We start from the raw sequence: 18,012 nt of genomic DNA, 5'->3' as shown, positions 1-18,012 counted from the left end.
GAGAAACTTCACGCGATCATCCGGTCTGCGCCTGATGCAATGCTTCGCTTATAGCAGCCAGGGCGATATCCAGGTCGGGTTGCCCGTGAAAGGCGTAGCTCAGGCGCAGGTTCTGTTGATGCAGGCCACTGACACTAAACAGCTCGCCGGGTGCAATCACTATCTGCTGGGCGAGCAGGCGCTGGAACACCTGGCGCATATCCACGGGCTTTGTGGCGCCCAACCAAAACGTCGCCCCGGCAGTCGGCACGCGGTAGGCCACTTGGTCCCCCAGATGCTGATCCAGGCGGTGACGCATTTCCTCTGCCTGCTGGCGTAACTGCAGGTGCAGTGTGCGCAGGTGCTGGTCGATGCGCCCGCTTTGATAAAGGCGGGCAATCGCTCGCTGGCGAATCGACGACAACCGAAAGGAACGCAGCAGGAACTGGCGCTGCAATTCACTGCTCATGCGCCGAGACAGCAGATAACCATAAGGGGCTTCCGACCCAAGGACTTTCTCGAAAGAGGAAAACACCATCAGTCGCTCGGGGTTCACCAGTTCGCGCAAGGCTGCCTGCGGTTCTGTGAACCCCAATTCGCCATAGGTGTCGTTTTCCAATAGCCAGCAACCGTACTGATCGAGCATTTGCGCAACGGCCAGGCGGTCCTGGGTCGGCATAGCCACACCTGCCGGCAGGCTGACGGCCGACGACAGCAACACCAGGTGCACCGGCTCATCGCACAACAATTGGTCAAGAGTCACCAGGTCCAGGCGCCCCTGCAGCGTCCAGGGCAACTCGATAATACGTACCCCGGCATCTTGGAGCAGGCGCAAGACCAGCCAGTCGCAGGGTGATTCCACAATTACCGTCGTCCCCCTCAGGCCCAAGACTTCGACAAGGATGTCCAGCACACCGCGCAGGTCGGCGCCGATGTAGACGTCATCGGCATGCCAACAGCGAGTGGGCGAAGAGGTATAACGCGCGGCCAGCGCTGCGCGCAGTTCCCAGACACCGCAGGGCTGGGCCCAGGGTTGCAGATGTTGCGGGTATTGGCGCACCAACTCCCGCTCCAGGCGCAACAGGTTGCTATCCAGTGACACCAGCAACGCAGGTTCATCGCCACTGAGCACCACCATGCCCGGGCGGCGCGCCGCTGCGTAAAGCCGATCGAGCAGGTCGCCAGCCGCCCACGCCAGCGGGTTTGCCGACATAGGCCAGGCGTAATAGCCCGACTTGGCCACCGAATAGACCCTGCCCTCCTTCTCAAGCAGCGAGTACGCGTACTGGACCGTCGAGATCGACACGTTCAGCCGCCCCGCCAATTGCCGCAGGGACGGCAGCTTTACCCGCGCGTCAGTACTGACGTCGTTGATCAGGTTGATCATGTAGCGGTAAACCGCCTGATACGCGAAATCCGCCCGCCGTTCGCCGCGCAGTATCATTGCCCGGACAATTGACAGGCCTGCGCGCTGTCATGGGCCGTGGCACCCGCACTGCGCAATTTGCCGCCCGCATTGACCAACGGACGTTTGCGATAGAGCTGCTGCAGCAAGGGCATTGGCAAGCCGCTGGTGTCAGTGATCCATTGTTGCAACATCTCAGCGGACGGCTTGCCCTGCAGGACCTTGTGCAGCTCGGGCAAAGCAACCAGCATGCCCGGATGGCACTGGCGCAAATAGCCTTCCAGGCGTTCACCATGATGGATAAACGGCGAGAACAGCAGGCAAATCAATTGAGTCTCGTCCAGACCGAAGAACTGCTGGGCGTGGGTGCTCGCCTGGCTGCGCCCTTCACGGGTCCCCGCCTGCGTGAGTAACTCTTCGGGCATGTGCATGCGCCTCAAAAAGTGTCCTGCCTGTTGGATAAAGCCTTGCACCCCTTCTTCATAGTCCATATCTCGCAGGCATTGAGCCTGCAACCCGCGCAGATGGGCCATCAGCAGCGGGATGGAATAGCTTGGATGGCTGAAATGAAACCCCAGCGGATCAGGGGCAAAGGCCATGAACTCGGTGAGCATGGGCGAGGATGAGAGGTCTACGTTGTCCAGCAAATCGGCAACGCCGATGTAGGACAGGTTACGGTGGCCGGTCTTGCTGGGGTTGTCACTGGCGACATAATGCTCCCCGTATGCATCACGGTAATAACCGGTACTCCATTCATCCATACGTGCGAACAGCGCGGTAAGCGACGACGGCCAGGCCTCAGGCATCGCCATCCCAGCGCCCACAGCCGTGTTCTTGAGCCAGGCAATAAACTGACTCTGCTTGCGCGGGGAGTCCCCGCTGACCAGTGCGTGTACCCCGCCATTCCAAGAGGTAACGCGCTGGTAAAAATCCCCCAACGCCAGGTAGGTGTCACTGCACACCGTGGCGCGGCAGTCACCGGAACTCAGATGGCCGACAATCAACCTGTTGCGCTGGCTGCTTTCTCGCCCAACGACAGAGGCGGGTCGCAGGTGGTTGAAGGGCAATACTTCCTCACGATCCACCATCAGTAGATCAACCCGTGGATCATCGTGCAGAAACAGGCGGCCATAGCCTTGATTGAGGCTGTCGAGCCTGCCCTCGGTCATGCCAGCATGCCGCAGCGTCGCAACCCGCAAGTGAAAGGTATGCGGGGCGCGGCCAGCGATCGTCAACTGCGCGGCACGCAACAACGCCAAGGTGTAGCTGCTCACTTCGCCACCACCATGCGCCACCAGCACCTTGTAACCTCCCACTTGCTCCATGCCGCCGGCTGCCACGACGATTCGCTGGACCAGCAATTGGAGTGCCGTGCGTTCTGCGCGAGTAAAGTGCCCGATCAAACGCTGCAGAACTTGCTGGTAAACATAGTTCATAGCCTGTTCATGGATAGTGCTCATCGTTTTACTACCTGAGTTGAAATATTAGTTTCAAGCAACTGCTGACAGTGTTTGCTCGACCGATTGCGCATGTAAGAAATTCGCGCAGAGCCTTGTGCGCCGATGACTAGACACTATCACCGCGCAACACAACGACACGAATGTCCGAGGGCAAAGCCAAAAGCCCTGCAAGCGCGCAAACCTCTGGATCTATTGGGCCAAAACAAATCCGATCACAGTCCTAGGAACTTTCCGACAAACTCTTACACACCGTTAACCGACTATTAAAAGAAGTGTCCGACACGCGTACCCACCAACTTTCCCACTCATGGGCACGAAACTTTTCATGAGCGCACCTATTTCCTTCAGGCCACGCGAACGCCGCGACATTAGTTTCAGACGCTCGCAACAGTAGTGTCAGATATTCAATCATTGCTCAGTCCTTGAGATGAAAGTGAAGACGCAATTATCAATGCTGGAATAATGATTAATAGATACAGAACCCTGGCGAAAACCAGTGCAGATGAGCAACGGCCAGCGCATAAATCACGCGCACACAAAGACGCCGCACTGGAATTCAGGGCGGCGTCAGCGAAAAAGTCAGGATTCAGGGGTTAAAGTGCCAGCCAGGCACCTGAAGCGGGGTACAGTTTAAGCCCTGTCAAATGGCGCATTTGCCCCATGCGCCAGGTGCCAGGAAGACTCGTTTGAGAACCTTCCTACGTACTAAACAGCCTCAACCTGCAACGCAACACGCTCGCGGCACGGGCATTCGTCCATATATCGGTGCGCTTCCACGAACTGATTGAACGGAAACACGGTGGTTTTCAACGGCACCAGCACGCGGTCAGCTGTCAGTTGGTTGATATCGCGCAACGCCCGTTGCAAGGCTACGTGGTCCTGAATGATGCCCAGCTCCGGTTTGCCAGTGAAGTTACCGATGCAGTGCACAAAAAACTGAATGTTCTTCTGGAACGCCGCACACGCCGGGAAGGGCGTCTGGTTACCGCCCTGCAAGCCATACAGCACCAGGCTGCCACGCGGTGCCAGTACGTCACCGAGCAAGGACATCTGCGGGCCACCCAAACCGTCGAACACCACGTCGACACCGCGGTTGTCGGTGAACTTGTTGATTTGCATCAGCAGGTCTTGCTCTTCGGTGACGATGACCTTTTCCGCACCGAGCGACAGCAGATACTCACGCTCCGCGCTGTCCTTGGTGGCGGCAATCACCCGCACACCCAGGGCCTTGCCCAGCTGTACAAAGGACGGACCGGCGCAGTGGCTGGCGTCAGTCACCAGGGCAAATTGCCCGGGCTTGACCCGTGCCAAGTCCACGTAGGCGAAGTAGGCGATCAACAGCGGCGTGTAATGCACGCTCGCTTCAATAGGGCTCAAGACATCCGGGTACCGGGTCAGGGCAGAACGGGGCAGGACGATCTGCTCGCCATACACCGGGTAGTCATTGGGGCTCTCGGCCGGAAAACTGGCCACTTTATCGCCCACTGCCAAGTCATCCACGCCATCGCCTACGGCGACGACCACCCCGGCCATTTCATGGCCAAGACCGGACGGTAATCTTGCATGGGAAGACGCCAGGTTCTGGCGCCACAAAATGTCATACCAGCTGATGCCAATCGCTTCGACACGCACCTGCACTTCGCCCGGTGCGGGCTGCGCGGCTGCATGCTCTTCGCATTTGAGCACCTCGGCCGGACCAAACTTGTGAAAACGGATCGTGCGGGACATCGCAAACCTCGTCAAAGTAACCTCTAATGCCATGAACTTTATCTGGGCTTTACGGGTAAGACCACCGGTCGCCATTAATAGTCGACATGTCTGTCATTGATTCCGCGTCTGAGGAATAGACCTCAGCTCTTGTAAGAAAACTCAATTTTCCTGTGCAGAGTAACAGCCTTTCCCCGTAAGATTCGTGCTGGCCATTGTTGTTATATGCCCGCTCTCGTCAAGTCAGCTGACTCTTCCAGGACACAAGATGAACCGTAACGACCTGCGTCGTGTCGACCTTAACCTCTTGATCGTATTCGAAACCTTGATGCATGAGCGCAGTGTGACCCGCGCCGCCGAGAAACTGTTCCTCGGCCAGCCAGCCATCAGCGCGGCGTTGTCACGCCTGCGCGGGCTGTTTGATGACCCGTTGTTCGTGCGCACCGGCCGCAGCATGGAACCTTCGGCCCGGGCGGTAGAAATCTTCGCCCTGCTCTCCCCGGCGCTGGACTCGATTTCCACCGCGGTCAGCCGCGCCGCTGAATTCGACCCGGCCACCAGCACCGCGGTATTCCGCATCGGCCTGTCCGACGACGTCGAGTTCGCCCTGCTGCCCCAACTGCTCAAACGCCTGCGCGCCGAGTCACCCGGTATCGTGCTGGTCGTGCGTCGCGTCAATTACATCCTGATGCCCGGCTTGCTGGCCTCCGGCGAAATCTCCATCGGTGTCAGCTACACCGCGGACTTGCCGGCCAACGCCAAGCGCAAAGTGCTGCGCCGCAGCCTGCCAAAACTGCTGCGCGCCGACAGCGTGCCGGGCTCGCTGAGCCTGGACGACTTCTGCGCCCGCCCCCACGCGCTGGTGTCATTTGCCGGCGACTTGAGCGGGTTCATTGATGAAGAACTGGAAAAACTCGACCGCAAACGCCACGTGGTATTGGCCGTACCGCAATTCAACGGCCTGGGCACCTTGCTCGCGGGCACGGACATCCTCGCGACCGTGCCGGACTACGCGGCCGAGGCGTTGACCTCGGCGGGTGGGTTGCGTGCGGAAGACCCGCCATTGCCCGTGCGCAGCTTTGAGTTGCATATGGCGTGGCGTGGATCACAGGATAATGACCCGGGCGAGCGCTGGTTGCGGTCGCGGATTCAGATGTTTTTTGGCGATCCTGAGAGTCTTTAGAGGCTTCGCGCATGCTTGTTAGCTGATCATTTCTACGTTTTTCTAGTCTCGAATAGCCATTTACTTCCAGCGAATTGCTACATTTGGGGCAAATTTGAGGACATGCTTTGGATGGTTTGAAAAGGATGCCCCCAGCCTTAGGCCAAGTGGGCTATTGATTCAGCGAAAGCCGCATCGCCGAACCGAGCATTCAGGACATGACGGAACTGATGCGCCAGCTCATGGACGCGATCCGGCCCTACACCGACAAACCCTGGGCATTGCTGGGTTGCAGCCTGGGGTGCAAGATCGCCCTCGAAGTGGCGCGGACCTTGGCCAGCGAGGGTCGCCACCCGCAGTTGCTGTTCCTGATGGCGTGCCCGGCGCCGAGTTTTCCGATCCAGCGCAAAGTGTCGGACTACAGCGAGGAGGATTCGCCCTCGAAGTCCGACACCTGGGCGGCACGCGACAGTGCCTTGTCGGAAGGCTACTGCGTAGCAACCGATACGACCCTGGCGGTGCCGATGGTGATGATTGCCGCCAGCGATGATCACCTGGTCACGGTGGAAGCCGCGCGCCGCTGGAAACGGCACGCAGCAGCCGGTTTCGACTGGCGCCTGGTGGACGGCGGGCACTTTTTCCTGCGTCAGCAACGCACGCAGCTATTGGGCTGGCTGTCTGAAGCCCTGCAACACCCGCCGCGCTGAATAGTGCGCAACGACGTGGTCGTACCGGGCTACGGTGCACAGTGGCAAGCCGAAATCGAGGCCGTCATGGCCCATGGCGTACCCTTTGTGTTGATCTACCTGGAACCTGGGGACGACGAGGCCCACGCCGACCGCAAGCTGCGCAGCCTGTGGTTGAAGACGCACAAGGAGGCCTTTGGCCATTTGTGTATCAGCTTGATCAGCGTGCTTGCCGATGAGGCGCGTCGTGCGCATTTCGATGCCATGGGCAGATTGGCGAACAAGCCTCTGGCATTCGTTATGAAACCGCGGCGACGCAGGCCGAGGGCGAAGCGCTGGCACAACGGCGTATCGCCCAATACGGCGCTGCCTAGCTCAACGCGACCGGGTTCCGGCGACGGAACCCTCAATCGCTAAAGCGTTGAAAAATCCAAGGCAATTGCTCGGGTTGGTAGCCGTTGATCTTTTCTCCCACTGATATAAGCGCATTGTTGACGCTGCGTGGGGTAGTGCCCATTCCAGGTAGTTTTTCCGCCGTAACTCGGCAGGCCTGCGCTTTGCTGAGTCCCTGGTCATGGTGAAGATCCCAGGCGAATAGCCCTCGAATCAACGGCGCAACGCTGGTGAGTGTCTTGAACAATTTATGCGCCTGTACAGGCTCGAATAAGTCGACAAAATCCGTGGTCGGCGACGGTTCGTCGAGCAAGCGTTGCAGTCTGGCGTAATCGCCTTTTGCACGGGCATCCGCTAAACGCCGTGCCCGAATCATTCCTCTGCCGGAATAAGCGGCGTTCACGATTTCCCTTCTGGATGGCGCTGGAGTTTCGGAGTCAAACACCACAATTACACTATCGGTGACCCGTTTGCCGTTGATGATCACTTCATCCATGTCAGTGGTGAAGCTCCTGACACTGCGATTGGAAACAGGGATGGGAGACTGCCCGGGGCGGTTATAGAACGTATGGACCTCAATCATCCGTGGCGGCTCATGGTCCTCGTCCATTCGGCTCTGCTTGCCATGGTATGAGAACTTTCCGGTGGTGATACCCATTTCCTCACGCCCGGCTGAAGAGTTGATGAATACCCACCAACCCCACATCAGCTCAAGTTCGTTTTCTACGGCTAGGTCGGCAAGTCGGAAGCCCCGCGTGAACTGCAACCTTGACCAAACTTCATCAATCTGGCTTCCGAAGCGATTCATCGTGTCCCGCAACAACTGAGCCTGGTGTTCGTCATCAGCCTCATCAGCCGGGTCGTACTGCCACTGAAACGCGTCCAAAAGGACCGCAGCCCCCCTTATGCCTTCGATGGGCTCATCCATCACTTGGCCGGGTGTATCGATGGCCTGGGCTATTTGATCATGCAATTGAACAAGCATCAGGTGTGCATCCCCGGTTACCAAACGCTCTTTGCGCTTAGCGAGCTCAATCCAGAACAGTTTGTCCCACTTGTCCTTTGTCTCGACTTCGTCATCCGTGTATTCGTCTGTTCGCATAAATCACACCATGCTGGGTGCTACCCAGGTTGGGATGGCCGATAAGCAGCAGAGTGAATAACCTGCAACCGGCTAGCTCACTCAGACTCCAAATCCGGGGTTTACAAGGGGCTTGCATACAGAAGGAGCGGCCCAAGCCACGCCTTCTCCTCCCACCATCAACATGACGCGAGTCGAATACAGAGGTCCCTATGTTTGGTTTTTTCTCAGGCATCCAGAAAGAAATAAATCGCGGCTTTTACGGCCAGCTTGCCCGGCGTGACCAAGACGCTTTCTTGCAACATCTCTATGACAAAGGCTACTCAGTCCCGGAGATCAGCAAAGAAATGGCGGTCACGGCACCCAACATTTACAACCGCATCACCGCGCATCGCGGGCGCGGCCCACAAACCAATTGAGCCTGCCTGGCCGACCAGGTGAAACCACGGGCTTGGGCCTCGAAAGCAAGCCCGTATCCCGCGCGCTTGCGCCTTAACGCCTCAATCAGGCCCGGCAAATGATTGGGCGCAGCCAAGCATCGCGGTTTCTGGTGCGCAACCACAGGTGGACCTGCGCGTGATCGGCGTGTTGTGGCTCGGCATCGACGGCAATCAGGCAGTTCCCGGCATCAATCGATTTACCCATCAAAATATCGCGTTTGATCAGGACCGTGTCACCATCCCCCGGTAGTTCGTAGCAACCGTCGAGGGTCGACACGAACCACTGGCGCTGGAACCGGGTGATGCCCAGAGGCTCACCGGGTACTTGTGCAATGGTGCGGGTCACATCACCCGCAACGCTGACGACCGAACCGCCCGCCGCAATGGCCCACAATTCCCCTCTCGGACCTTCGACACCGGCAATCATATTGATGAACGCGCCGGCCTCAGTCGGCCATGGTCCATCAATTCGCTGCCAGGTCCCGCCCACCGGCCGACGCAGGATCAGGCCCGCATACCCCAGCGCGTATATTGCGTCTTGCGTCTGGACAATGTTGTTGACACCACCCAGCGTTCCGACAATGTGATCGTCGTGTTCAAGGCGAGCAACATCGCCCGATGTCCAACGATACAACCGGCGGCTGAACGTACCGATCAACAAGCCATCGCTCGCCCAACACAGGCATTCAGCAAGCTCGACGTTCTGGCCATCCGTGGCCACATAACCCAGTGTGCGGGAGTACCACTCATCGCGCGCGTTGAGCTGTGGATGGGGCGTAACCTGCCGCCATCCAGCCACCTGTCCAAGGACGGTGTTGGTGATCAGTTCATCTTCGCTAGTGATCGCCCAGACTTGGCCGTCGCTATCATTGACGATGGCCTGGATGGCATCTGGCACCCAAACCTGTGGTTGCAGGCGTAAATGCTCACCGTCCAGTTCCCCCCTGATAATCCAGGACGATGTATGACCGCTTTCGTCCGACACGTGCACGGCAAACCAGGGCACACCGACGGCCATTGTCAGGTCGGCAAGCTGGTAGCGCCGGACGCCATGGGCGGGTGTTGATGGGTTTATGTTGTCGCTCATGTCACAGGCACCGGTTGTTGGGTCACTGTAGAAGGTACGTCGTAGAACAAAGGCAACTCCCTGTCCATGGGCCAGCCGACCGCCGTGTAGAACTCTCGCGCCTCAATCAGGAGCACCATGGCGACAGCGCGGCCGACACTTTTGCGTTCATTCCACGTCATGAACCCTGCCTGCGCCAAGGCAAAACCTTTGACGTTGAAACGTTTGAATTCATCCGAGTTGGCAAGGCCACTGTTCCTGACGGCCACATCCACACCCAGATCCGCGGTGGTATAGACATGGGTCATCCACTCAAGCACATGCTCCAGGTACTCGCCAGTCGTTGGGTTTTTCGCGAGCAGTGTCGGATTGCCGCGCAGCCGTTTGCGTGTGTGTTTCTGGGCGTCCGTCACAAATTTATGCTGCGATCCTCTGTTCTGTGAATCCTGCATAAACGTCGCGTAGCTCTGGTCAAGGCTGAAAGACTGCCCCCTGTGCAGTGACCCTCGCAGTGCCTTGTCGGGGATCAAGTGATCGGCATCGTAGCCACGGTAGATATTCAACACCTGGGCGTTGGCCGCGGACTTGACCTGGGAAATGATTTTGTAGCCGCCCGCCAAGGTGGGCATGCGTAGCAGTTCACGCATCGCTTGCTTGGTGCTGGCATCGAGCGCGTCGGTTCGCCAGTCGAGCCCATTGATTTTATTGGCCCGCGCGACCGTGGCTTCGATTTCCACACGCAGCACGTCTGCCTGTAGCGGGTAGGCCGCTTCAATGACGCTGGGCCGCAGGTCCGATACGCTGTACGCCGGGTTGGACAGGATTCTGGAAATCACCTCGCGCGCTTCACGCTCACTCAGTGTGTGCCCATCAGTACGCGGGTAGGTAATGCCCGCGACGTCGAATGAATCAACAAACGTGTGCTGTTGCGCTTGGTGCGCAGCGACGAACGCTGCCTGGGCAACTGCGTCCGAGGGGTCGCGCAATGCGGCCTCATAGGCGTTTCGCATCAGGGTCATGGCGGCAAAACTGCTATTCATCGGCAGTGCCCTCCGCGCGCGCGTTCGACGTATTGCCACGTACGAGATCATCGATGTGCTTGCCGAATGTCGAGGGCCTACCGTGTCCACGCGCTTGCATCCACGCCAATAAATGATCGACTGTCGGCTCAAGCAGCGAGCGGGTGCGTATGCCGTGGTCTTGCACTATCACTTGCAAGCGAGGGCTTTGCTCATCGAGCACTGCCTCCATCTCTGCCGACGCCCAATTGCGCGTGTGCTGGTGCAGGCCATCGGGGTCCAGCGTAAACCAGCCTGGGTAGCTGCCCGGCTTGCCTGTTATCACCTCGACACCAATTTCAACCTGCCGGACAGCCGGTTTACCCGGCCACGTCAGGGTGTAAATCCGGCGTACAGTCTGAAACTGTCCATCTCGCAGGGAAGAGGCCAACATCAGTTTGGAGATCAGGTCGTAAAGTTGCCGCTGCCTCGGGGTAAGCGCGGCCATCTTGGGGTTGTCGGCCTCCAGGCTGATGTCCAGAGGCACCAGTGCTCCGTGGGCACCGCTGCGGCCGCCGTCCGAAACCGGGTGGGTTTGCGCACCAGGCGCGGGATCATCGTCGTGCTGCTCGGCCTCAGCGGGTGAAGGCGAACCGGCAGGCGCGCCCCACGTATTCAGCTCGACGGCGGGCTGCAGGGAAAACAGCGCGACCTCAGCGCCTTGCGCATCGACCGTTGGTGCATGGGGGCCCGCAACCGGCTGCGCGCCGCACTGATCATCAAACTGCGCCGCCCAGGTGTGCACGAACGCAAGGTAGTCCGCCTCCCCTGCATCCGGCAATTGGGACAGGTGAGTCAGCGCATCGTCGAAGGCCATCAACAACGCATTGGCGCTGATTGTGTTCAGCCAAGGGTTGTTCAGCACCTTATCTGCCTGGCGCCGTCCGGACTCGGTCAGGAACAGGCGCCCCTGCGCATCCAATGCAGCCCAACCATTGTCGTTCGGTGCTGACTCGGGCTCGTCCTGCCCCTCGCGCATCTCATACAGTTTTTGCAACGTGCTCATGGTGCTCGACGGCATCCAGCCAAATCGCCTGAACGCCTCTTGCAGGACCAGGTTAGTGCCCAGGCTTTGAGCAGGTGCCAGCAGCAAGTCCTCATGCTCGAGCAGGCAAGGTGTCGGTGAAACCACCGCGTCGCTCAGTTGGTCGATCAAGGTGTGAACGCTCTCTGTGCGGTCACTGCCCCACGCGCGCCAGGCTTCGCTGCCGCGCCGCACCATCAAGCGAGCCGGCACGAGGGTATCGTTCACTTTCAGGCTTATCGCGACACCCAACCGTTTACCGGGTAACCCCGGGGAGTCACCATGGCCCGCCAGTACCCTGAGCAAGGGCCCCTTGACCCGTCCGCCCCCGACAATACCGTGACGCATGTAGACCGAGCCGATGAGGTTGTCCAGCACCCGCTGGGCAATGGCTCCATATGCCAAGCCCATATTCAAGGCCCGGCAAGCGCTGCCAGCTCGCTCGTCGGCGGTAGCGCCCTCGACCTGTACACACCGACCCTCCTCAAATGATCGGGCCATTTCGAGGGTGGTCAATGCATGAAACCTTACCCGACGCACCCTCTGGATATGCATGAACCACGGTGCTTCCTTGAGTACCTGGATCATGTGCCAGGCGATAGCTTCGCCTTGGGCATCATCGTCCGTCCCCAACACCAGCTCAGTGCATTGCAGTAAACGGCTGCCGGTATTGCGTAGGGACGCCGCCAGGTCACTGCCTTCGCGCTCGCTCAATTGCCAGTGCGGTTTGAACCCATCACGCCAACTGATCGCACCGGGGCCTGGGAGGTCACGAATATGACCGCCACAGCCGAACACCTGAGTACCGCCAGGTACCAGTTCTTGAATGATTTTCGCCTTGTGCAAGGATTCGACAACCATCAGCGTGGCGGGACCGAGCTTGCACGCTGGCACCCGCGGGGCGCAGGTGAGCCGCTCATGCTCTGGCTCACGCACACCGGCCAAGCATCGTCCTACCACAGCCGAAGGCAAATCGTTGTTCGGGTCCATCGCCTGCTGGGAAAAAAACAGATCGGAATGGCCAAACATAATGAAGCTTTTCTGCGCACGACTGATCGCTACGTTGAGCAGGCGCCCATCGTCACGATCGATAAACACCCGCTCACGATGATTGGTATCGGTTCGACGGCTGGCGCGGCTTTCCCGATTCACGGCACTGAACAACACCACAGGTTTCTCCGCCCCTTGAAGGGTATGAACCGTGCCGATGGTCAAACGCTCACTCAGGTCAGCGTCATCAGGGTCGAGTTCTTCGCGCACCCGACGCTTTATCGCTTCGACCTGGCCTCGAAATGGCGTGACGACCGCGACAAGTTTTTCCAACCCTATCGGCTGCTCCGGGTGGCCTTCGACCCTGGCGACCCACTTCGCCAGACGCGGTCCGTGCTCTTTAAGCCAGTCCACGATGGCCTTGGCTTCTCCAGGGTTGGACCATGAGTCGCCTTTGCAGGGCTCATCGTTCGGGCCTCCGGTCTGATAGAACCCGAGCGGCGGTAGCGGGAACGTTGCCTTCATGCGTTTGCGCAACTGCATTTCAGCTTCGCCCTCGAGCAAGGGCAACTCGGCATCCGCGAACAGCCCTGCCAGCGGGTTGGGCACTTTGGGTTCCAACTCTTTGCTGAGCAACCCGCCCTCGGCATCACGGTCGTGATCGTGGTACAGCAAATCGATACACACATTGATGATCGACTCTGCACAACGGTAGTGCTCCCGCAGGAGCAGTCCGTCCCGTAGCCGTCCGTCCGGCATGGCCTCGGCAAACGATGCCCCGGTTCCGGCAAGCTTCATGATTGAACCCGTGGCGGAGTCCGCGCCACGCACGAGCAAGGCGCCCAAAGACGACGGATCGGCCCAACGGTCCTGCACCTGGCGCGCGTCGACCTCGGGTGTTACCGAAGACACGGGGGAGAGCTGCTTCATATCGCCGACCACCACGGCTTTTTTAGCCAGGCTAAGCACCGGCACACCCAGCTCCGGCGCAGCTTGCCCCGCCTCATCGATAATCAGCAAATCCAGGAACGCGAACAGCGGCCTACGGCCCTCTCCCAGTAACCGTGGGGCGCTATGCAAGGTGGCGACAATGCACGGAAACAGCATGGCTGCGTGCCTGAGTGCGTTCTTTCGGCTGCCAGGCTCGGGGGTTGCGATCACACTGGCCAGCCAACGCGTCTCCCAGTAACGCGCGGCCAACTGGAAAATAATCGGCCGCCACACCACGTCCAGCAATTTCTGCTGCTGCGCCTGGCGCGCCTCGGGGGTTGCGGCCACACGCAAATCCGCGAGGATGTCGATGGCCCAGGAAGATGCCCATGCCTCACTGGGAAAGCGCGCAGCCAGTTCACCGGGCTCGATCAACGCGTCGATGTCAGCCTGGCGCTCGATTGCTGAGGCCAACCCACTGCGCAATACCTGGCTCAGCGTATTCAAGTGCTCGCAGAGGGTCGACGCCGTAGGCGTTGTCGAAGCACTCTTCTGCATGAGATAGATAAAACGCGTGGCATCACTGACCTGATGTTTCTGCTCAACGCTAAACAAAGCATTGAACAACTCTGGCAGCTCGCGGAAGGCATCTTCAAAGTGCCGCGCCAAAGCAAGGGCTGCCGCAACACCGTCTTCGTACGATTGCTTGAGGCTGGAGGACCCGACGCCCAAGATGCGCAACTGCTTTTGCCGGATCTCAAGCGTGGTGAACTTGCTGCGATGGGTTTTTCCCTTGGCCTTGGACGGTGCGCTGGCGGTGAAACCCAATAGTGGCTTGCCCGTAGGGTCCAACCAACGACGTGCCAGGGCATGCTTCCTGCCTACGGCACCATTGAACGTGCCCATCACATTCTCGACACTCTGGTTGGTCGCCCCGCACACAAACGTGACGGGGCAATGTTCGCGGTTATCGTAAGCCGCCAACACCCATTGGTTGGCGATCATCGCACGCAGCATGGCCGTCTTCCCGGTGCCCGGCGGCCCACTGACCGCAACCACCCCGACCTGCTCACCCAACCGGCCGAGGGCGTGCAATGCGCGGCGCTGCGATTCGTTCAAGGGGTCTGCGCCGCGATTGACGTCTGGCTTGTCGAGGTGTGTGGCCTTATCGACCATGGCCACGTGCCGGATCGTCACCTGCGGCGCTGCCATGCCGCCTGCCTGGACAGCCGAACGGTGTCGTCCGGCGCCTATGAGCTGCTCCAGTGCGCCGATGGACGGCGCATTGGGGATCGCTTCATACACGTTGGCGAGCGCACGTGTTGCATAGCCAGGCTGTCGCGGCACCGCAACCCATTGCCCCGTGATCGGGGCCATTCCCGTCTCAACCCCATCCGCTTGAACGCGGGCGAACAAGGCAAAACAGGCGTCGACATAACCGCTCAAATTGGCGCTTTGGCTCAACGTCGCGAGAAATAGCTTGAGCTCGTCGCGATAGCAATCGAAGTGGCCAATGGCCGGCGGCAGGTCGTTGGCCGCCATCAATGGCTGCGGTTCAAGCCATTGGCGGACCACACGCGGCCGGCAATCGTTGGGGTCGCGTGGTAGGCATATTTGGTTTTTGTCGTTCAGGTCGAAAGGAAACCAGAACGCGATATTCAGCCGGTCGGGCTTGAGGCGTTTTTTTTTCGCGCCCGGCGCAGGCTTTTTATCCGGGTCGGGCCACGTGACCTGGACCTCATCGCTTGATGAGGTGGTTTGATGGAACACCAGCGCCATGGGAATACGCGGATCGTCATCCGGCTCGTCCGCCTCCTGCGCCCCCTCTGCGTCGTCCTCTGAGGCCTCAAGCGCCTGCGCTTGCTGTTTTCGCCGGGCCTCTGCGGCACGCTCAGTGAGAATGCCCAGTGCCAGCGCCCGACGCTTGCCGAAACCGAGATTGAAGTTGGGCCAGGCCAGCCCCGCGAAATTTGTCACCGGGATGCGGACATCGGTGGCTTGCAGGCCACCCAAGTCATCGGCAATCAGCGCTCTGTGCCAGTAGTCCAGCACATTCACGGGCAAACTCCCGACGGGTCCTGCCTGAGGGTCCACCTCCATCGAGTGCAGAACCTGTTCCTTGGAAACCGCTACAGCAGCAAAATCCTTGCGCAACCGCTTGCTCAAGTCCATGAGACGCCTAAACATTTCTTACACCCTATAAATCCGAACGGCATACGAAGAATGGCTCGTAGCGGCCAACAATGACGGCCCATTGCCTTGGTCGCTGCAATTCAAACCGGGCACGCATAGTTAACGAGTGGCCTGTTCAATGCTATACAACTCGTGTTCAGGTCAAACGCACCGTCAACCACCCGAGACTTTCCCCGCCCATGCACGGACGCCCCCTCCTCATCGCCCTATTCCTCACCGGTACTGCCATGGCCGCAGAACTCTCCCGCTACACCTACGACGAAGCCCCCACCGATGGCTTCATGTACGCCGTGCGCTATCAGCAAGCCAAACTGGCCTGTGGTTCGCTGCCCGAAGATCTCGAGGCGGACTATGCTAAAGCGATGCGGCTGACTGGCGAGGCCAGCCCTGCGTTTAAAGCTAGCTATGCACAGCGCTTGGCAACCCAGCCAAAGTGGAGCAAACCGGCGTCGCCTGAAGAACAGGCGCTTGCGTGCGAACAAAGCCAGCACACCTTGCGCGTAACGGTGCAGCTCGCCCGGCAATGGTTTCCCGGTGGCTGGTAGCCACGTGTTTTAACCCATTGATCGGCCCATTGATCGGCATAGGTATCTACACAACGATTGGACCTGACCAATCCAGCGGCGCAGAGCCGTAGGCCCAACGTCCATAGATGCACAGACGTCGGGAACTGAGCAGCTATCAAGAACCATGCTTGCAGCACGTTGCTTGAACTCGCGGGTGTAGGTCTATCGCTCTTGCATGGAACCTCCTGATTGGGCGAATCATATCGCCCTTAAGAGGTGTCCGGGATCATTAGGCCAGTTCAAGCACAGAACCGATACGAATTCCTGTGGTACTACGCGCTCAAGCCATCGTGTTACATCACCTGCTGGACCTGATCCGCTTCAGGCTCTAGCGCATCCACAGTAGCGACATGGTTGGTGATGCCGAAAGGAATGTGCACGGATGGAGCAACTGCGCTAGTCGATTTAAGGTGCCCTGATTGGTCATCGAAAAAGATGTGTGGTTTCAATACACCTAAAATTTTTCCTTTCTCGATGCCGCCTAGGAAGAATGCGTCATTGGCCATGACACCCCAACTCTTGAGTGTATTCATCGCACGCTCATGAGACGGAGCATTGCGGGCTGTGACGATCGAGACGCGTATGCGGTTTTCGTATTCAGGATTGAGCTTTTTGTGCTTCTCCTCGACCGACTGGATTTTGGATATCCGCACCATGAATTCCTTCAGCGGCCCAGGGTTATGGGGCTGCATGACATTCTTCACTTCGTGCGCATGGAATTCAGACAATCCAGAGGCCTGCATGATTGTTTCGGACTCATCGCCAGCGAGCACGCCGTCAAAGTCGAATGCGATGCGTAGGGTTTTATCAGTTTCGTCGTCTTCAAATTTTGAATCGAGAACCTGGCCAGCCGGGTACCCGGCCCTGATAGCCGCTTCCACGTCTTTTTTGTCACCCGACAAAAATAAAGCGATATTCAGTGCTGGTATATATTCATAAGGAGATTTTCCCTGCATGAAAATCGCCCTTGTCATTCCAAGCCCGTAGTGCTCGATAGTCTTCAGTACGCGCAGCCCAGTGTCGGGATCATTGCGCGAAAGAAGTATCACCTCTACGAGCGGATCCGTAGGATCGACGCTCAGGTCATTCACTGACAGTAAACGCTTGATGAAGGGGAACGCTATCCCCTTAGGAAGCGGGACGTGCAGATTGTTTTGCTGAAACTTGCGGTATTCCTCCTCCCCCTGACTCTGAAACACTGCGTCCGATGCCAGCAAATCAAACACAGCGCTGGAAGCGACGCCGATCACTAGGCGATTTTCTAACTCGTAGGGCATTGGAACCTCTCTTGATGCCTCTAAACGCAAATATTGATGGGCATCGAACATGCCGATCGATTTCAGGGCGGATCGAGAAGCACACATCGCGCGCCTCCTCCCACGCACAGTCAGGCATATCAATCTTCAAATCAATCTGCCGGTTGCTTTCATTATGTGAGGATGACTTTGAACCTTGCTGATTGGCGCCGAGTCAGCCGTCACCTGATCGCCGGATTTCGGCCCCAAGCTATTCTCCTGAGCGAAATTGGCATAATATGCCAACATCAAAAGTACCTGTCTGCATAGAACTGGAGCTAGTTATGGCGACGCGAAACGTTGTGCTCACCCCTCACCAGGACCAGGTTATCCATGACTTGGTGCAGTCCGGCCGTTATCAGAATGCCAGCGAAGTGATGCGAGAAGGTTTACGTTTATTGGAGCAGCGCGTCGCCGAAGACACCGCCAAAATTGAGGCACTGCGTCAGGCGACCTCGATCGGTATCATGGATCTTGAGCACGGGCGCTTTACTCAGGTGAACGAGGGTGATCTGGAGCACTACCTCGAGAGCTTGAGCCTGGAGGCAACCCTCCCTGCGAGAGAGAAACACTGAGT

The 18,012-nt window shown here is 58.5% G+C and carries 14 protein-coding genes and 1 pseudogene; 6 read left to right on the top strand and 9 right to left on the bottom strand.

The window, feature by feature from the left end; translation table 11 throughout:
- Positions 1 to 16 precede the first annotated feature (16 nt).
- The 3 genes from BFP95_RS03905 to BFP95_RS03895 form a co-directional block, all read right to left on the bottom strand.
- Positions 17 to 1,423 carry an aminotransferase-like domain-containing protein gene (locus tag BFP95_RS03905; RefSeq protein ID WP_065873155.1) on the bottom strand — a complete coding sequence of 469 codons (1,407 nt, stop codon included), beginning with the start codon at positions 1,421 to 1,423 and terminating at the stop codon, positions 17 to 19.
- Positions 1,420 to 2,844 (bottom strand): hypothetical protein, encoded by a 1,425-nt coding sequence (locus BFP95_RS03900; protein WP_065873156.1) that lies wholly within the window; start codon positions 2,842 to 2,844, stop codon positions 1,420 to 1,422. The genes BFP95_RS03905 and BFP95_RS03900 overlap by 4 nt, the downstream gene beginning before the upstream one ends.
- Before the next feature lie 705 nt (positions 2,845 to 3,549).
- On the bottom strand, positions 3,550 to 4,572 hold the full coding sequence (locus BFP95_RS03895) for a zinc-dependent alcohol dehydrogenase family protein (RefSeq protein WP_049708388.1): 1,023 nt from the start codon (positions 4,570 to 4,572) through the stop codon (positions 3,550 to 3,552).
- Positions 4,573 to 4,819: 247 nt separating this feature from the next.
- Here BFP95_RS03895 and BFP95_RS03890 point away from each other — a divergent pair, with 247 nt between their 5' ends.
- The 3 genes from BFP95_RS03890 to BFP95_RS03880 all read left to right on the top strand — a co-directional run bounded on the left by BFP95_RS03890 (position 4,820) and on the right by BFP95_RS03880 (position 6,816).
- Complete coding sequence (locus BFP95_RS03890; RefSeq protein ID WP_065873157.1) at positions 4,820 to 5,734, top strand: LysR family transcriptional regulator; 915 nt, start codon at positions 4,820 to 4,822, stop codon at positions 5,732 to 5,734.
- Positions 5,735 to 5,907: 173 nt separating this feature from the next.
- Positions 5,908 to 6,420: a thioesterase II family protein gene (locus BFP95_RS03885; RefSeq protein ID WP_371914449.1), complete on the top strand. Its 513-nt coding sequence runs from the start codon at positions 5,908 to 5,910 to the stop codon at positions 6,418 to 6,420.
- A gap of 3 nt (positions 6,421 to 6,423) precedes the next feature.
- On the top strand, positions 6,424 to 6,816 hold the full coding sequence (locus BFP95_RS03880; RefSeq protein WP_083224190.1) for a hypothetical protein: 393 nt from the start codon (positions 6,424 to 6,426) through the stop codon (positions 6,814 to 6,816).
- On the opposite strand, the gene BFP95_RS03875 is transcribed toward BFP95_RS03880, so the two are convergent.
- Positions 6,806 to 7,894 carry a hypothetical protein gene (locus BFP95_RS03875; RefSeq protein ID WP_065909310.1) on the bottom strand — a complete coding sequence of 363 codons (1,089 nt, stop codon included), beginning with the start codon at positions 7,892 to 7,894 and terminating at the stop codon, positions 6,806 to 6,808. The genes BFP95_RS03880 and BFP95_RS03875 overlap by 11 nt on opposite strands.
- A gap of 191 nt (positions 7,895 to 8,085) precedes the next feature.
- Between BFP95_RS03875 and BFP95_RS03870 the strand changes: the two genes are divergently transcribed.
- Complete coding sequence (locus BFP95_RS03870) at positions 8,086 to 8,292, top strand: sigma-70 region 4 domain-containing protein (protein WP_057010985.1); 207 nt, start codon at positions 8,086 to 8,088, stop codon at positions 8,290 to 8,292.
- Positions 8,293 to 8,377: 85 nt separating this feature from the next.
- Here BFP95_RS03870 and BFP95_RS03865 read toward each other — a convergent pair whose 3' ends face one another.
- The 3 genes from BFP95_RS03865 to BFP95_RS03855 are packed head-to-tail and all read right to left on the bottom strand — an operon-like array spanning position 8,378 to position 15,568.
- On the bottom strand, positions 8,378 to 9,400 hold the full coding sequence (locus tag BFP95_RS03865; RefSeq protein ID WP_139115288.1) for a hypothetical protein: 1,023 nt from the start codon (positions 9,398 to 9,400) through the stop codon (positions 8,378 to 8,380).
- Positions 9,397 to 10,419 (bottom strand): hypothetical protein, encoded by a 1,023-nt coding sequence (locus BFP95_RS03860; RefSeq protein WP_065873162.1) that lies wholly within the window; start codon positions 10,417 to 10,419, stop codon positions 9,397 to 9,399. Before BFP95_RS03860 ends, BFP95_RS03865 begins: the two co-directional genes overlap by 4 nt.
- A complete protein-coding gene (locus BFP95_RS03855) occupies positions 10,412 to 15,568 on the bottom strand; it encodes an AAA domain-containing protein (protein ID WP_083207140.1) in 5,157 nt (1,718 codons plus the stop codon). Before BFP95_RS03855 ends, BFP95_RS03860 begins: the two co-directional genes overlap by 8 nt.
- Positions 15,569 to 15,801: 233 nt before the next feature.
- Between BFP95_RS03855 and BFP95_RS03850 the strand changes: the two genes are divergently transcribed.
- Positions 15,802 to 16,119: a hypothetical protein gene (locus BFP95_RS03850; RefSeq protein WP_065873164.1), complete on the top strand. Its 318-nt coding sequence runs from the start codon at positions 15,802 to 15,804 to the stop codon at positions 16,117 to 16,119.
- A 9-nt stretch (positions 16,120 to 16,128) separates the two neighbouring features.
- Here the strand turns inward: BFP95_RS03850 and BFP95_RS29345 are convergent.
- Together BFP95_RS29345 and BFP95_RS03845 are read right to left on the bottom strand one after the other, a co-directional pair.
- Positions 16,129 to 16,287: pseudogene (locus BFP95_RS29345) on the bottom strand (hypothetical protein); the annotation flags it as partial.
- A gap of 146 nt (positions 16,288 to 16,433) precedes the next feature.
- The gene (locus BFP95_RS03845; RefSeq protein WP_065873165.1) at positions 16,434 to 17,417 is read right to left on the bottom strand and encodes a 5'-nucleotidase; all 984 of its coding nucleotides are present in this window, start codon (positions 17,415 to 17,417) and stop codon (positions 16,434 to 16,436) included.
- 302 nt (positions 17,418 to 17,719) lie between these two features.
- Between BFP95_RS03845 and BFP95_RS03840 the strand changes: the two genes are divergently transcribed.
- Complete coding sequence (locus BFP95_RS03840) at positions 17,720 to 18,010, top strand: type II toxin-antitoxin system ParD family antitoxin (protein WP_057010991.1); 291 nt, start codon at positions 17,720 to 17,722, stop codon at positions 18,008 to 18,010.
- Positions 18,011 to 18,012 lie beyond the last annotated feature (2 nt).

Origin of the sequence: Pseudomonas sp. 58 R 12 (assembly GCF_900005865.1) — a bacterium.
In the GTDB taxonomy this organism is placed as follows: Bacteria; Pseudomonadota; Gammaproteobacteria; order Pseudomonadales; family Pseudomonadaceae; genus Aquipseudomonas; species Aquipseudomonas tritici.
Note: the sequence above shows the minus strand (reverse complement) of the source record. Positions and strands in the feature narration are given on the sequence as shown.

Coding starts and splice junctions, on each gene's coding strand:
- BFP95_RS03905 (WP_065873155.1), bottom strand. CDS start 1,423: ATGATACTGCGCGGCGAACGGCGGGCGGATTTCGCGTATCAGGCGGTT.
- BFP95_RS03900 (WP_065873156.1), bottom strand. CDS start 2,844: ATGAGCACTATCCATGAACAGGCTATGAACTATGTTTACCAGCAAGTT.
- BFP95_RS03895 (WP_049708388.1), bottom strand. CDS start 4,572: ATGTCCCGCACGATCCGTTTTCACAAGTTTGGTCCGGCCGAGGTGCTC.
- BFP95_RS03890 (WP_065873157.1), top strand. CDS start 4,820: ATGAACCGTAACGACCTGCGTCGTGTCGACCTTAACCTCTTGATCGTA.
- BFP95_RS03875 (WP_065909310.1), bottom strand. CDS start 7,894: ATGCGAACAGACGAATACACGGATGACGAAGTCGAGACAAAGGACAAG.
- BFP95_RS03870 (WP_057010985.1), top strand. CDS start 8,086: ATGTTTGGTTTTTTCTCAGGCATCCAGAAAGAAATAAATCGCGGCTTT.
- BFP95_RS03865 (WP_139115288.1), bottom strand. CDS start 9,400: ATGAGCGACAACATAAACCCATCAACACCCGCCCATGGCGTCCGGCGC.
- BFP95_RS03860 (WP_065873162.1), bottom strand. CDS start 10,419: ATGAATAGCAGTTTTGCCGCCATGACCCTGATGCGAAACGCCTATGAG.
- BFP95_RS03855 (WP_083207140.1), bottom strand. CDS start 15,568: ATGTTTAGGCGTCTCATGGACTTGAGCAAGCGGTTGCGCAAGGATTTT.
- BFP95_RS03850 (WP_065873164.1), top strand. CDS start 15,802: ATGGCCGCAGAACTCTCCCGCTACACCTACGACGAAGCCCCCACCGAT.
- BFP95_RS03845 (WP_065873165.1), bottom strand. CDS start 17,417: ATGCCCTACGAGTTAGAAAATCGCCTAGTGATCGGCGTCGCTTCCAGC.
- BFP95_RS03840 (WP_057010991.1), top strand. CDS start 17,720: ATGGCGACGCGAAACGTTGTGCTCACCCCTCACCAGGACCAGGTTATC.